The following is a 13,363-nucleotide window of genomic DNA, read 5'->3' on the forward strand; positions in this document are numbered from 1 at the left end:
TCAGGGCCTGGAATGAGAGGGCGCGGATTTCCCGCCGCGCCCGGAAAACGGGGTTTAGCGAAAACCTAGTAGCGGTAATGCTCTGGCTTGTAAGGACCCTGCTCGGGCACACCAATATAATCGGCTTGCTCCTTGGTCATTTCTGTCAGCTTCACGCCAATTTTTTCCAAGTGAAGACGAGCAACTTTTTCGTCCAAATGCTTGGGTAACATATAAACTTCGTTGCCATATTTCTTCATCGCCGCGTGGGCGTCTTCCCATAATTCGATCTGCGCCAACACTTGGTTGGTGAACGATGCGCTCATCACGAAAGAGGGGTGACCCGTCGCATTGCCGAGGTTGAGCAAACGTCCCTGGGACAGCAGGATCATCCGCTTTCCGCCCGGAAAGGTGTACATATCAACCTGATCTTTAATGTTGGTCACTTTAATATTGTTGAGCGCCGCAACTTGGATCTCATTATCAAAGTGACCAATATTGCCAACAATCGCCATATCTTTCATCTCGCGCATATGCTCGAGGCGGATCACGTCTTTATTGCCTGTTGTGGTGACAAAAATATCAGCCGTTGCAACCGCATCTTCCAACAAGGTGACTTCGAACCCGTCCATCGCCGCCTGCAAGGCACAGATCGGATCGACTTCGGTGACTTTCACCCGCGCGCCCGCGCCTTTAAGCGACGCGGCTGAGCCTTTGCCGACATCGCCGTAACCGAGGACAACGGCGGTTTTGCCCGCCATCATCGTGTCCGTTGCGCGGCGGATGCCGTCGACGAGCGATTCTTTACAGCCATATTTATTATCGAATTTTGACTTTGTGACACTATCGTTCACATTGATCGCTGGGAATGGCAGTTGGCCTTCGCGCTGCAATTCATAGAGACGGTGGACACCCGTGGTCGTTTCTTCAGACACGCCGACAATATCGTTGCGCGTTTTTGTAAACCAACCCGGGCTTGCGGCCATGCGCTTTTTGATTTGTGCAAAAATCGCGGCTTCTTCCTCAGACCCTGGCTCCCCTTCGATCAGGTCTGTTTCGCCCGCTTCGACACGCGCGCCCAATAAAACGTAGAGCGTTGCGTCGCCGCCATCATCCAAAATGATGTTGGCGCCCTCAGGGAACAAGAATGACTTATCAAGATAATCCCAATGCTCTTCCAGTGATTGGCCCTTGATGGCGAACACAGGAACACCAGACGCCGCGATTGCTGCCGCGGCGTGATCTTGCGTCGAGTAGATATTGCACGACGCCCAGCGCACATCCGCGCCTAGCGCCGTCAGTGTTTCAATCAACACCGCGGTTTGGATCGTCATATGCAGCGAGCCGACAACGCGGGCGCCTTTCAGGGGCTTGCTCTCGCCAAACTCTTCACGCAGCGCCATCAGGCCCGGCATTTCAGTCTCGGCAATATCGAGTTCCTTACGGCCGTACTCGGCGAGGGAAATGTCTTTTACAATGTAGTCGTGTGCACTCATGAGAGGAGGCTTTCCGATGAAAATGTTGAGGCCTTTTAACGAAGCTTTCTCGGAAAAACAATATAAAGAAATCGTTATATGTGAAGAAGGTTTCTTGGTAAGAAGCCGCACGGTACACCAGCAACTCAGGCCCTCAGCCGAAAAACTTGATAGAATGAGCTAAAAATGTCCCAACATTACGATATTCTCGGCATTGGTAACGCCATTATGGATGTGATTGCCTCCGTCGATGATCAGTTTTTAGGCGACCACGACATTGCCAAAGGCGGAATGACGCTCATTGACGAAAACCGGGCGATTGCGCTGACCAAAGCCGTCGCATCCGCTAACCCGACAGAAATCGCCGGGGGCTCGGGCGCGAACACGATCGTTGGCGCGGCCATGCTGGGCGCGAAGACCGCCTATCTGGGCCTGGTTTACAATGACAGAATGGGTAACCGCTTCATTGACGGTCTGGAGGACGCAGGGGTAAGCTATAATGTTCCACCGGCAGATCGAGGTCTCGCTACAGCGCGCTGCTTGATTATGGTCACGGCAGACGGCGAGCGCTCCATGAATACATTTCTGGGAGCTTCGACGGATTTCTCCTCGGCGCAGCTTGATAGCGGCGCGATCAAACGATCAAAGCTAATATATCTCGAGGGGTATTTGTTCGATACAGACAAGGCCAAAGCCGCCTTCGTGAAGGCCGCTGAAATCGCGAAAGCCGAGGGCCACAAGGTTGCCTTGACCCTGTCGGACAGTTTTTGCGTGGATCGGCATCGGGGCTCATTCAAACATTTGATCGAACATCATGTGGACGTCCTGTTTGCAAATGAAGCTGAGATCATCTCGCTGTATGAAACTGACTTTGACAACGCGATCAAGACGCTCGCGACACTGGACGTTATCGCAGCTGTCACCCGGAGCGAAAAAGGCTCCATCATCGTCAATGGCCGCGACCAGCATGTGGTAGACGCCGTTGCGATCGACAAAGTCGTGGATACGACAGGCGCGGGAGACCAATATGCCGCCGGCTTTCTAGTCGGATATTCGCAAGGCAAAGATTTGGCCACTTGCGGACAATGGGGCTCTATTTGCGCCGCAGAAGTTATTTCTCATTTTGGCGCGCGTCCCGCCTCATTCGTCACGCTGAGCTAAATTCACGCGAATACACATGCGTTGAGGCGGCGATAGTCTCGCCGCCCAGCGTTCGCTACCCCGCGCGATCATAATTGAGGATCGGCGCCAACCAACGCTCGACATCATCTAAGTCCATTGCCTTACGGACGGCGTAATCTTCAACCTGATCTTTTTCGATCTTCCCAACGCCAAAGTAAACACTGTCGGGATGGCTGAGATACAGACCCGACACTGAACTGGCCGGATGCATGGCGAAACTCTGAGTGAGGCTGATGCCAGTCTCGTTTGTCGCGTCCAATATCCGGAATAACGTCGCTTTTTCCGTATGGTCCGGCTGAGCCGGATATCCGGGTGCCGGACGGATCCCTGCATAACGTTCCGCGATTAAATCCTCGCCTGAGAAGGTCTCGTCAGGCGCGTAACCCCAGAATTCGCGGCGGACGCGCTGGTGCATGTGCTCCGCAAAAGCTTCGGCCAGGCGGTCCGACAGGGCTTGGAACAAAATGGCGTTATAATCATCGCCCGCGTCTTTAAAGGTCTGCACGCGATGATCTTCGTCTAAGCCCGCTGTGACGCAAAACCCGCCAACATAATCATCAGCCGGAGCGACAAAATCGGAAATACAAAAGTTCGCCCGGTCCGTTGTCTTGCTTATTTGCTGTCGCAGGCCATGAAAATTCGCCAGCGTCTCCGTTCGGCTCTCATTCGTGAAGACACGAATATCATCGCCGTCCCGCTCACAAGGCCAGAAGCCGATAATGGCATTCCCTTTCACCCATTGCTCAGAAATCATCCTATCGAGCATGGCATTGGCATCGTTGAACAAATCGCGGGCAACTTCGCCGAAACGGTCGCTCTCAAGAATGCCCGGGTATCGGCCTTTAAGTTCCCACGTTGCGAAAAACGGCGTCCAATCAATAAACGGGCGTAACGTTGCCAAGTCATAATTCTTAAAAGTCCGCGTACCCGTAAATGTGGGTTTGGGCGGCGTGTAATTATTCCAGTCCGTTGTCCATGCATTGTCTCGCGCCGTTGCAATGTTAAGCCGGACCTTTTTCGTTTGGCCGGCGTAATGCGACGCCCGTGATTTTATATAATCCGCTTGGATGTTTGCCGCATAAGTGTCTTTTCCATCACCCATTAGAGCGCCAACGACACCGACGGCGCGCGACGCATCCGTGACGTAAACGGTCGCGCCGTTTTTATAAGTGGGCTCAATTTTGACGGCTGTATGGGTTTTTGAGGTCGTCGCGCCGCCAATGAGAAGCGGCATCGTTAGACCTTCGCGCTGCATTTCGGTCGCGACAAAGACCATTTCGTCCAGACTCGGTGTAATCAGGCCCGATAAGCCAATCATATCCGCATCATGTTCGCGGGCCGCTTTGAGAATTGTATCACAAGACACCATCACGCCAAGATCAACAATATCATAGCCGTTACATTGCAGTACAACGCTGACAATATTCTTGCCAATATCATGCACGTCGCCTTTCACGGTTGCCATGACGACCTTGCCATTTGACTTGCCGACAAGGCCCATTTCTTCCTTTTCCAACTCCATATACGGCATTAGATGCGCTACAGCCGCCTTCATCACGCGAGCTGATTTCACGACTTGAGGCAAGAACATTTTGCCCGCGCCGAAGAGGTCGCCGACGACATTCATGCCGTCCATGAGGGGGCCCTCAATAACGTGAAGCGGGCGATCGGCGGCCTGACGGGCTTCTTCCGTATCCACGACAATATAATCTGTAATACCGCGCACGAGCGCGTGCTCGAGGCGTTTTCCGACAGTTTCCTGCCGCCACTTATCATCGACCACCCGGGCCTTGGCTTTACCATCGCCGCGGTATCTTTCTGCAATATCGACAAGGCGGTCTGTCGCATCCGGACGGCGGTTGAGAATGACGTCCTCGACCCGTTCGCGCAACTCTTCAGGGATATCGTCATAAATTGTAAGCTGACCCGCATTGACGATAGCCATGTCCAGCCCGGCCGGAATTGCGTGATATAAAAACACACTATGCATGGCCTCACGGACAGGATTGTTGCCCCGAAACGAAAAGCTTACATTGGAGAGCCCCCCAGAAATTCGCGCATGTGGCAGGTGTTTTTTAATCCGCTTACACGCGTCGAAAAACGCCACTGCATAATTATTATGCTCTTCGATACCCGTCGCGACTGCGAAAATATTTGGATCGAAAATGATGTCCTCCGGTGGGAAATTCGCTTCCTCGGTCAGCAATTTGTAAGCCCGTTGACATATACGGAACTTGTCATCGGCAGTTTCAGCTTGGCCATCTTCGTCAAACGCCATGACAACCGCCGCCGCTCCCAACGCACGCACTTTTCGGGCGTGACCCAGAAATTCCGCTTCGCCCTCTTTCATCGAAATCGAGTTGACGACAGCTTTTCCTTGAATGCATTTTAAGCCAGCTTCCAGCACGGACCATTTAGAGCTGTCGACCATGATCGGCACGCGCGAAATATCCGGCTCACCCGCGAGAAGCTGAAGAAAACGCGTCATGGCGGCTTCAGCGTCAATCAGACCATCATCCATATTTATGTCGATGATTTGAGCGCCGGACTCGACCTGTTGGCGGGCAACAGACAAGGCTTGTTCATAATCGCCATCGACGATCATTCGCTTGAAACGAATAGATCCGGCAACATTGGTGCGTTCACCAATATTGATAAATTGAGCTGTTGACGTCATTCGTGTCGATCTTTCGCAAAATTGGCAGACTGATGATCGACAGCCTGCGGCACGTCTTGGCGATATACGGCCTATCAGTGGTTCAAGCTGGAATAAGAAAGGGCTCGAGGCCAGACAGTCTTAATGTCGGCGCTATATGTGGAATAGACCGCACGGGGACCCCGTCGACCGCAGCGGCAATGGCCGCAATATGCTCGGGCGTCGACCCGCAACAACCGCCCAAAATATTGACCAATTTGTCCTCAGCCCAAGGCTTAATCTGCGCCGCCATATCGTCTGGCGACTCATCATATTCGCCAAAGGCATTGGGAAGGCCGGCATTTGGAAACGCCAAGATATAGGTGGCAGCCGCTTTTGAGAGTGACATCACGTGCGGGCGCATAGCGCCAGCACCTAACGCACAATTAAGTCCGACCGCGAAGGGTTCCGCGTGTGCAATTGACGTCCAGAACGCTTCGGGAGTTTGTCCCGATAATGTGCGACCGGATGCATCGGTGATGGTCCCTGAAATCAACAAGGGTTTCTTATAGCCAACTTTGTCGAAAACGGCGTTTACGGCTGCGATCGCCGCTTTGCAATTGAGCGTATCAAAAACAGTTTCAATGAGCAGAGCATCAACAAGGTCGATAAACGCCTCAATCTGGCCTATATAACTCCCCTTGACCTCATCGAAGGTGACATCCCTAAACCCAGGATCTTCGACTTTTGGCGATAGGGAGAGCGTCTTGTTCATCGGCCCGATTGACCCCAAAACGCAACGCGGTTTTTCAGGCGTTCTCAACGTCCACTCATCCGCGCATTTTCGTGCGACGAGCGCGGAGGCGCGTGCAATTTCAGGCGCTAGGTCTGACATGTCATAATCAGCTTGGCTGATCGACGTGGCGTTAAAACTATTCGTTTCAATAAGATCAGCACCGATGCCCAAAAATGAATTATGAACGGCTTCGACGGCATCGGGTTTTGTCAGCACTAGAAGATCATTATTACCCTTTAAGGACGTCGGCCAGTCAGCAAACCGCTCACCGCGAAAATCATCTTCTTGTAGGTTTTGCTTTTGCAACATGGTGCCCATGGCGCCGTCCAGGATGATTATGCGTTCTTTGACCGCTTTTTCGATATGGGTCCATCTGTTCACTCGATTACTCCTTGATCCGCTTAAGAGAGTGTCTCCCTAAAATGCGGCTAACAGACACCGCAAGTCCGGCGCGATTGAGTGTATATAGATGGAAATGACGAACGCCAGCATCGAAAAGAGACGCCGTTAGCTCAAGCGCTAAAGAGGACGTCAGTAAATTACGCGTCTCCGGATCTTCATTAAGACCCTCAAAAAGAAAAGCGTACCACTCAGGCACACGAACCCCACACATGTCAGACATACGTTTGAGCCCTTGAAAATTTGGTTGTAACATCAAGCCGGGAACAATGGGTATGTCTATTCCTGCGGCCTGAACGCGGTCTTGAAATCTCAGAAACGTTTCAGCTTCGAAAAAAAACTGAGTAATGGCGCGTGTTGCTCCCGCATCGACTTTACGTTTGAGGTTGTCGAGTTCAGCGTCCCATGACGGGCTCTCGGGATGCCGCTCCGGATATGCGCTTACAGAAACCTCGAAATCCGCGACCTTCTTCAAGCCGGCGACCAGGTCTGAGCCATAGGCAAAACCTTTGGCATGCGGGACGTATCGTCTACCGATACCCTCGGGCGGATCACCCCGTAAGGCAACTATATGTCGTACCCCACTATCCCAATAGTCGTTCGCGATCTCATTAATTTCCGAAACGTCCGATCCGACGCATGTTAGGTGCGCGGCGGGGCGCAGATTAGTTTCTTGAACCATACGCGAGACCGTTCTGTGTGTTCTCTCTCGCGTCGATCCACCTGCGCCGTAGGTGACGGAAACAAAGTCGGGGTTATGGAGCTCCAGCTTACGAATGGAGTCCCATAGTGCGGTTTCCATTTTTTCGTTCTTTGGCGGGAAAAACTCGTAACTGACCTTGACATCAGCGCGGTCCGCTCTTGCAGTTTTCGCAACTGGACCCGCATTCAAAGTCGCAGGGTGCATATTGTCTCTCATAAGTTTGCTGTCGGCTTCCAAATTAACGGCCATTGTTCATTAAAAGCTTCATTGACGTCAACTTCTAACTTCTAAGTCATCGGTGGACAATTATTAGTGCCGAGCTATGCGGTCGCACGGTATTGGGAGGAAGAACTATCTGTTTTTGGGGCCTTAGACAGGCGGCAAGAGTGTGGCCACCTGTTGCTCGCCGATCAAAGCTTGCAAACTCAACAGTATCAAACCCGCAACATTGGCCAACTCGTACAGATCCACCCGCGCCGTAGGTTACGAAAACTGAACGTTTTTAATCCCCACGCCTATCTGGCAGACACCTTCAACCGGACCGCAAACGGTAACCCACAGAGCCGCAATGCAGATCTGCCGCCTTGGAATTAGTCTATACAACGAACAGTTTGTAGGGGGACGCGGGGTCGGCGCACCGCTGACCTATCAACTCTCAAAGGCGCACGACCTCATCACCAACCCTGCTTTGATCGTCACGAAGTGGCTAGCGGGTTCAGGGACGAGAAAACGGTTATAAACCAACGCGGGCAAACGGACTTCCCCTAATTCAAAACTTAGATCAAAACGCATAGGCTGGGGCAAGCCAACAAACTTTCGGGGTTATCAATTCAAGTTTATTGAGCGGTTCGATTTCTTGATGCGCTGGACCAGGCCGCGCTTTTTATCGTCGCCGTAAGCATAGGAGTCATTGCCATAGGTATAGCGATACATGTCTGCATTCCCCAACCCAGCAAGTTCGAATTTTGTCAGAATGACGCCACCGATCTTGCATCCGCTTTCTTCTAACCGCTCGATCGACGCCGCGACGTGATCACGACGCAATCTATTCTGTTCGACAACATAGAGACTCATGTCGCTACGCTGTCCGATCAGGGCGGCGTCTGCCAATCCCAGAGACGGGGGACCGTCGATAACGATCACATCAAGCACAGGTTTCAGCAGGTTGATCATTGATGAAAAATTATTGCCTGCCAGTAGCCCCGCCGGATTGTCCGCCACAGAATTGCAAGGCAGCAGGTAAAGCGCCTTGTTGCTCGTCGGACGAATTGCCTTATCGATCAGGTTTAGATTTTTAAGGACCGTTTCCAGGCCGATTTCGGAATTGCTGTCTGTCTGGAAGGACGGTCGGCGCATGTCTGCATCGATAATCAAGGTGCGAAGTCCGCTAAACGATTTACGTGAAACTTTAGTCGTTTCGTCACTCTGAGTGGTAAGTTCGAGCCTATCCTCACTTTCTTCAGAATTCGACAACAGAGCATCTCCCGTACTGGCAAAGGCACGAGCGAGGGCGAGTGCCAAAGTCGATTTGCCCTCACCGCTGCGTGTACTGGTTATATGGATGACGAGTGCCTGACCCACGCTTTTTTTACGAACTAAGCGGGCGACAATGGAGGCGGCAGCTTCTGCGATTGGCGCTTGGGGGTCAAAATAGGCGGAGGCGACCTTGCCGCGGGACTTTTCCTTGGGAACAACGCCGATCAGCTTTTGCCCCAACTTATCGGCGACATCTCTGGGATGAGACACGCGGTCTCGCAACCGGTCCTGAAGGGCAAAAAGAATAAACCCGAGGAATCCGCCAGTCACCAGCCCGACCCAAGGATAGAATGGTTTAAGCACAGTCACTGGAGCCGCCGGTACGACAGCTCGCTCACGGATCGTAAAGAACGCATCCGGCGGACTTTGGCTTTGAAGTTCCGCCAGAGCTTCGACAGCTCGCGAATGCTGAACGTATAACGCATCTAAATCGCGCTTGAGTGAGCTCGTTGCAATTTCGACCTGAACGGATTGTCGCAAACCATTCTCCGTGTCTTCCAATTGCGCCTGCAGATCCGCTTCTTCAATTAAAGAGGCCTCAACCGCGTCACGTGCTGTGGCTCGACGCTCCGCAATTTCTGACTGATACTGTGTATCCAACGCGTCGATCTGACCTTTCAGCGCTGTCATGCGCGGATGTCGAGGCCCCAAATCTTCACCTAGACGCTTATACTCATCTTGTAGACGGCCGCGTTCTATGCGAATTTTCGCTAAATCGGGGTCGACTCCGGCTAGTAAGACGGGATTTAAACTCTCTAGACGCTCAGCTTCGATGCGCATTCGGGAGCTTTGTCTTTCGGCGCGAATAAGCTGCTGCAGGAGAGCCGTTCGAGATAATCCGCCTTCATTGACGTTACTGCCTTCGATCTCGGCAAGGAGTTTTTCCTCTTTTGCGTTTAACTCACCCCGGAGCGTCTGAATGCTCTCTTCAAGAGCGAGCCGGTCTTGCTCACGTCGCTCTTGACTGCGATAAGCTCGCGCCTCGATGAAGATATCAGCGGCTGCGTTCGCGATATCAGCAGATATATCGGGATCAGGCGTCACGACAGCCACACGCAATGTGCGGTGACTGATCTGTTCACGCACGCTCAGCACTTCATCAACGAAGTCAGCGGCGCGTCGCATTCGGTCAGTCTTCGGTTCATTGCCCTCCCAGTCAGGTAGGGCCTTTAGCCTCTCGTCGAGCTCAAGACGGCCGACCACGGCATTACGCAGATTTCGGCTTTGCAATATGACTGACTCGGATTGCAGCAGGGTCGCTTCCTGCAAAACATCTAACGTCTCTTCTGCTCCGGCAGAGCGTTCCAATGCGATCAAACTCTCCGCTCGGTAAGACGGTCTGTAATCTTGTTTGAAGACAATCCCGAGAGACAGGCCGATTAGCGCAAGCGGGACCCCGAGAATCCAGAACCGAAAAAGATAATAGGCGAGCTTGTTATGGTCTGTTCTTCCACGCGAAAACAGCTCGATTGACGAGCTTGGTGTCGAGACGGGATCGGGGTGAGGCAAGGTCAGGTCGGTCTCTCATAGAAGGATTGACACTTTCACGTTCGGTTCTCGTCGACAAGTGAAACGCCCCGAGTTTGTCGGAAACTTTTCAGATTTTGTTACGCGGCCACGGGACGTTTGTCCAGATTAGCGTAATAGTTTGCCGCGAACTCCGCCGGCGGAATGTTTCAGCACCCTGAGGTGATACAACCAGTCCACCCATTCGAGGGTGGCGAATTCGACCCCGTCAAAGGGCGTCCACAGGCCTGACCAGCGAATGACCTCGTCCGTTGTAAAGCGCGTTGATTGTTTCTTGCATAGAACTACAACCCTCCGTGTCGGCTTCGCGCCTATAGCTGTCAACCACGCTCCCGACGTAAACTTCGACCCCGGCGTGCGGAGGTGCTCCGTGTATTTAATCGAGACATTTTGGCCGCCGCGGTCGCTGTGATGGACGAGATCGTTTTTGCTGGGCGAGCCTGTTCTGAGACAGCGCATGCTCATGGGCACCCAGAACAAAAGCCGTAAGCTGCGTCGCTGACGCGCCGGCCGACAATAGGCCTTGCAAAACATCCATCACAAAGGCCAGATAGACGAAGCCGGACCTCGGCGAGACGTCAGTGAAATAAACATTCCGAGGCTTAATGGATGCCTCATTAGTAGTAGCCATCCGCAGGCAAACCTCATGACACTCTACGCTCCGCTCCGCAGATTTGCCGCATCTTGGAACGACCCTTTGCTGAGACTGACCGCTGATCAGGAACCAATCCTTAACGACGATGACAACTCAATCTTGAAAGAATTTTCGAGAATGCGCGCTCAGGGGCGATCGACTGTATGTCGAGGTTTTCTTTGTCACCACATGATTTACATCGTTACTTCAGAAGAGGGTATGTAAAACGTGTTCAAGTCAGTGTTTCGGAGACAACCATCCCCACCCAAGAGCTTTTACACCCCTGAAGGCCAATGTGTTTATGTCATCGGCGACATCCACGGCTGTCTTGATCCATTAAATCGTCTTTTAGAGCAGATTGAAAGGCGGGCAACTCACGTTCACCCGTCCGTGTCGACAACTCTCGTTTTTGTTGGCGACCTCATTGATCGTGGTCCACAATCTGCTCAAGTCGTCGAACGACTTCGTCTTTACACACACCCAAAGATAAAGACCGTCTTTATCATGGGAAACCACGAGGAGGTCTTTTTAGACGTTCTTAACGGGAGCTTACGTGCCATGATTCGGTGGTTCGATTGGGGAGGACGAGATACGGCCAGGTCGTACGGCGTTGATAATTTAGGTCTTCTCCCCATTGACCCAGAACAGGTCCTATTCCGACTTCAAGAACTCGTCCCAAAGCTTCACGTCGATTTCCTTTCGGAATTCCAACCCTATCACTCTTTCGGAGATTATGTCGTTGTTCACGCGGGTCTTCGCCCCAGAGTTTCTCTGGAAGACCAGAGCAATAAAGACCTTCGTTGGATCAGAGAAAAATTTCTGTCTTATCGCGGAGAGTTTCCCAGAAAGGTCATCCACGGTCACACAATTGTGGATCAGGCTGAAAATCGACCTAATCGCATTGCTGTTGATACCGGTGTATACATCGAAAACGGCGCGCTTACTGCTGCTTTTCTTATCGAGGACAAAGTCGAGTTTCTCACAGAGCCCTCATAAACACGGACGGCCAAAACATGCCCCCGAGCGCACCCGTTTGTGTTAGAATCTACCCATAGGCAGGTTCGTCTTCGCTGACCGTCAGTAGTCTGATCTGGGCCCGGATGCCCCCCGATCGGATTTAACGTCCATGGACCATGTTTGGCCCAACTGCGTCGGTTGCAGCCGGCTTCGCCGATGCGTTGATATCTTCCGCCGGCGGGTCTGTTTGCGCCGCGAACAGAGGCTTCCACACTGTAGCATATCCGGTAGGCGATACTCTTCCTGACAGTCCAGCCTTCACGCTTCAAAATGATGCGCATATGCCGAAACCTATACCGGAGGTGCAGTTAGCTGATCTCTTGCATGCACTGGCGGAGTTCCGTTCACAGATCGCTCTCCACGCGCTTATGCTGCGTCGAGCGCTACCGTCTCACCAAATAGCAAATTGTAGGCGTTTCGAGCAGTGATGAAGCGCAACCCATTCAAACGCACGTCTATAGACTGGCGTCGTGATATGAATCTGCAGTTAAAGTGCACCAAGAGAGACATCGAAGTATGATGAATTCAAGAGTGAAAACCCTATTTGAGTCCATGTCAGGTCATGACCGGACATCGATCTCGTATTTATCACGCTTGATTGAGACCTAGAGTTCGGCGGCCGTTAGTTTTCATTACTTTATTAGATCCGTTCTGCGAATTATCTTCAATGTTTCAATCACGATTTTGGCGTCCAGAACAAGGCAAAACTTCCGTGCATAAAAAGCATCATACCGAGCCTTTTTTCGGGGAGAAACGCTGTTTCTACCATTGATTTGAGCCAAGCCTGTTATACCGGGTCGGACCTTACATAGATCGGAATATTTTGCTCTTTCAGTTATTGCATCATCGCAGGGCAAAAGAGGGCGCGGCCCAATAAAACTCATATCGCCTTTAACGATTGATAATAACTGAGGCAATTCATCAAGGCTGGTTCTGCGTAGAAAATTGCCAATTGGCGTCATTTTGAAGTCTTCATTTGACGCCACTTCGCGCGCCATTATCTTCGAACAAACAGTCATACTTCTGAATTTTGGCATGCGAAATGCATCGCCATCTCGGCCAATACGAGACGACCAAAACAACCCTGGCCCTTTAGATGTTAGCTTAACTGCAATCCAAGTAGACACTAAAACTGGAAATAGGATGAGCAAAAGTAAAGCGGCTAAGAGCCTATCTACAGTTCGCTTAAATACTGGATACAATCTTTTTAAAATGCTTAACATTTCAGCCCCAAGAAAAGTTAACCTGTTCTTTATACCTACATTTTTCATACTTCAAGCGATGTCTCGCAATTGCATAGACAAATCCCTTACTGGGCGAATTATTAGTCTGTCTCATGCTTCACTCCGTTCGGATGAAGATCAACAACAACTCTCGCTTAGCCCTGTCTCGAATCTGTCTCAAAGGCGCTGACGTCTGACAGAAGAGTCTAAATTGGTAGGTGTGGCGTAGGTCAAGACAAAGGACACAGTGTTACGTC

Annotated in this window: 7 protein-coding genes and 1 pseudogene; 3 read left to right on the forward strand and 5 right to left on the reverse strand. The window is 51.7% G+C overall.

The window, feature by feature from the left end:
• Positions 1-65: 65 nt before the first annotated feature.
• Positions 66-1,475, reverse strand: a complete 1,410-nt coding sequence (gene ahcY, locus IE105_RS02750) for an adenosylhomocysteinase (protein ID WP_189495192.1) — start codon at positions 1,473-1,475, stop codon at positions 66-68.
• 165 nt (positions 1,476-1,640) lie between these two features.
• Here ahcY and IE105_RS02755 point away from each other — a divergent pair, with 165 nt between their 5' ends.
• Positions 1,641-2,615 carry an adenosine kinase gene (locus IE105_RS02755; protein WP_189495194.1) on the forward strand — a complete coding sequence of 325 codons (975 nt, stop codon included), beginning with the start codon at positions 1,641-1,643 and terminating at the stop codon, positions 2,613-2,615.
• 55 nt (positions 2,616-2,670) lie between these two features.
• Here the strand turns inward: IE105_RS02755 and metH are convergent.
• Together metH and metF are read right to left on the reverse strand one after the other, a co-directional pair.
• A pseudogene (gene metH, locus IE105_RS02760) lies at positions 2,671-6,385 on the reverse strand (methionine synthase).
• A gap of 67 nt (positions 6,386-6,452) precedes the next feature.
• The gene (metF, locus tag IE105_RS02765; protein ID WP_373299041.1) at positions 6,453-7,373 is read right to left on the reverse strand and encodes a methylenetetrahydrofolate reductase [NAD(P)H]; all 921 of its coding nucleotides are present in this window, start codon (positions 7,371-7,373) and stop codon (positions 6,453-6,455) included.
• 108 nt (positions 7,374-7,481) lie between these two features.
• On the opposite strand from metF, the gene IE105_RS15610 reads away from it, so the two are divergent.
• On the forward strand, positions 7,482-7,763 hold the full coding sequence (locus tag IE105_RS15610) for a transposase domain-containing protein (RefSeq protein WP_373299034.1): 282 nt from the start codon (positions 7,482-7,484) through the stop codon (positions 7,761-7,763).
• Positions 7,764-7,994: 231 nt separating this feature from the next.
• Here the strand turns inward: IE105_RS15610 and IE105_RS02770 are convergent, their stop codons facing one another.
• On the reverse strand, positions 7,995-10,214 hold the full coding sequence (locus IE105_RS02770; RefSeq protein WP_189495196.1) for a GumC family protein: 2,220 nt from the start codon (positions 10,212-10,214) through the stop codon (positions 7,995-7,997).
• Positions 10,215-11,106: 892 nt separating this feature from the next.
• Here IE105_RS02770 and IE105_RS02775 point away from each other — a divergent pair.
• Entirely contained in the window at positions 11,107-11,862 is a 756-nt protein-coding gene (locus IE105_RS02775) for a metallophosphoesterase family protein (RefSeq protein ID WP_233353983.1), read from the forward strand.
• Positions 11,863-12,515: 653 nt separating this feature from the next.
• On the opposite strand, the gene IE105_RS02780 is transcribed toward IE105_RS02775, so the two are convergent.
• The gene (locus tag IE105_RS02780) at positions 12,516-13,106 is read right to left on the reverse strand and encodes a sugar transferase (protein WP_189495199.1); all 591 of its coding nucleotides are present in this window, start codon (positions 13,104-13,106) and stop codon (positions 12,516-12,518) included.
• Between the last annotated feature and the right edge of the window lie 257 nt (positions 13,107-13,363).

The organism is Algimonas arctica, assembly GCF_014652695.1.
Taxonomy (GTDB): Bacteria; Pseudomonadota; Alphaproteobacteria; order Caulobacterales; family Maricaulaceae; genus Litorimonas; species Litorimonas arctica.

Coding starts and splice junctions, on each gene's coding strand:
- IE105_RS02780 (WP_189495199.1), bottom strand. CDS start 13,106: ATGTTAAGCATTTTAAAAAGATTGTATCCAGTATTTAAGCGAACTGTA.
- metF (WP_373299041.1), bottom strand. CDS start 7,373: ATGCACCCTGCGACTTTGAATGCGGGTCCAGTTGCGAAAACTGCAAGA.
- IE105_RS02755 (WP_189495194.1), top strand. CDS start 1,641: ATGTCCCAACATTACGATATTCTCGGCATTGGTAACGCCATTATGGAT.
- ahcY (WP_189495192.1), bottom strand. CDS start 1,475: ATGAGTGCACACGACTACATTGTAAAAGACATTTCCCTCGCCGAGTAC.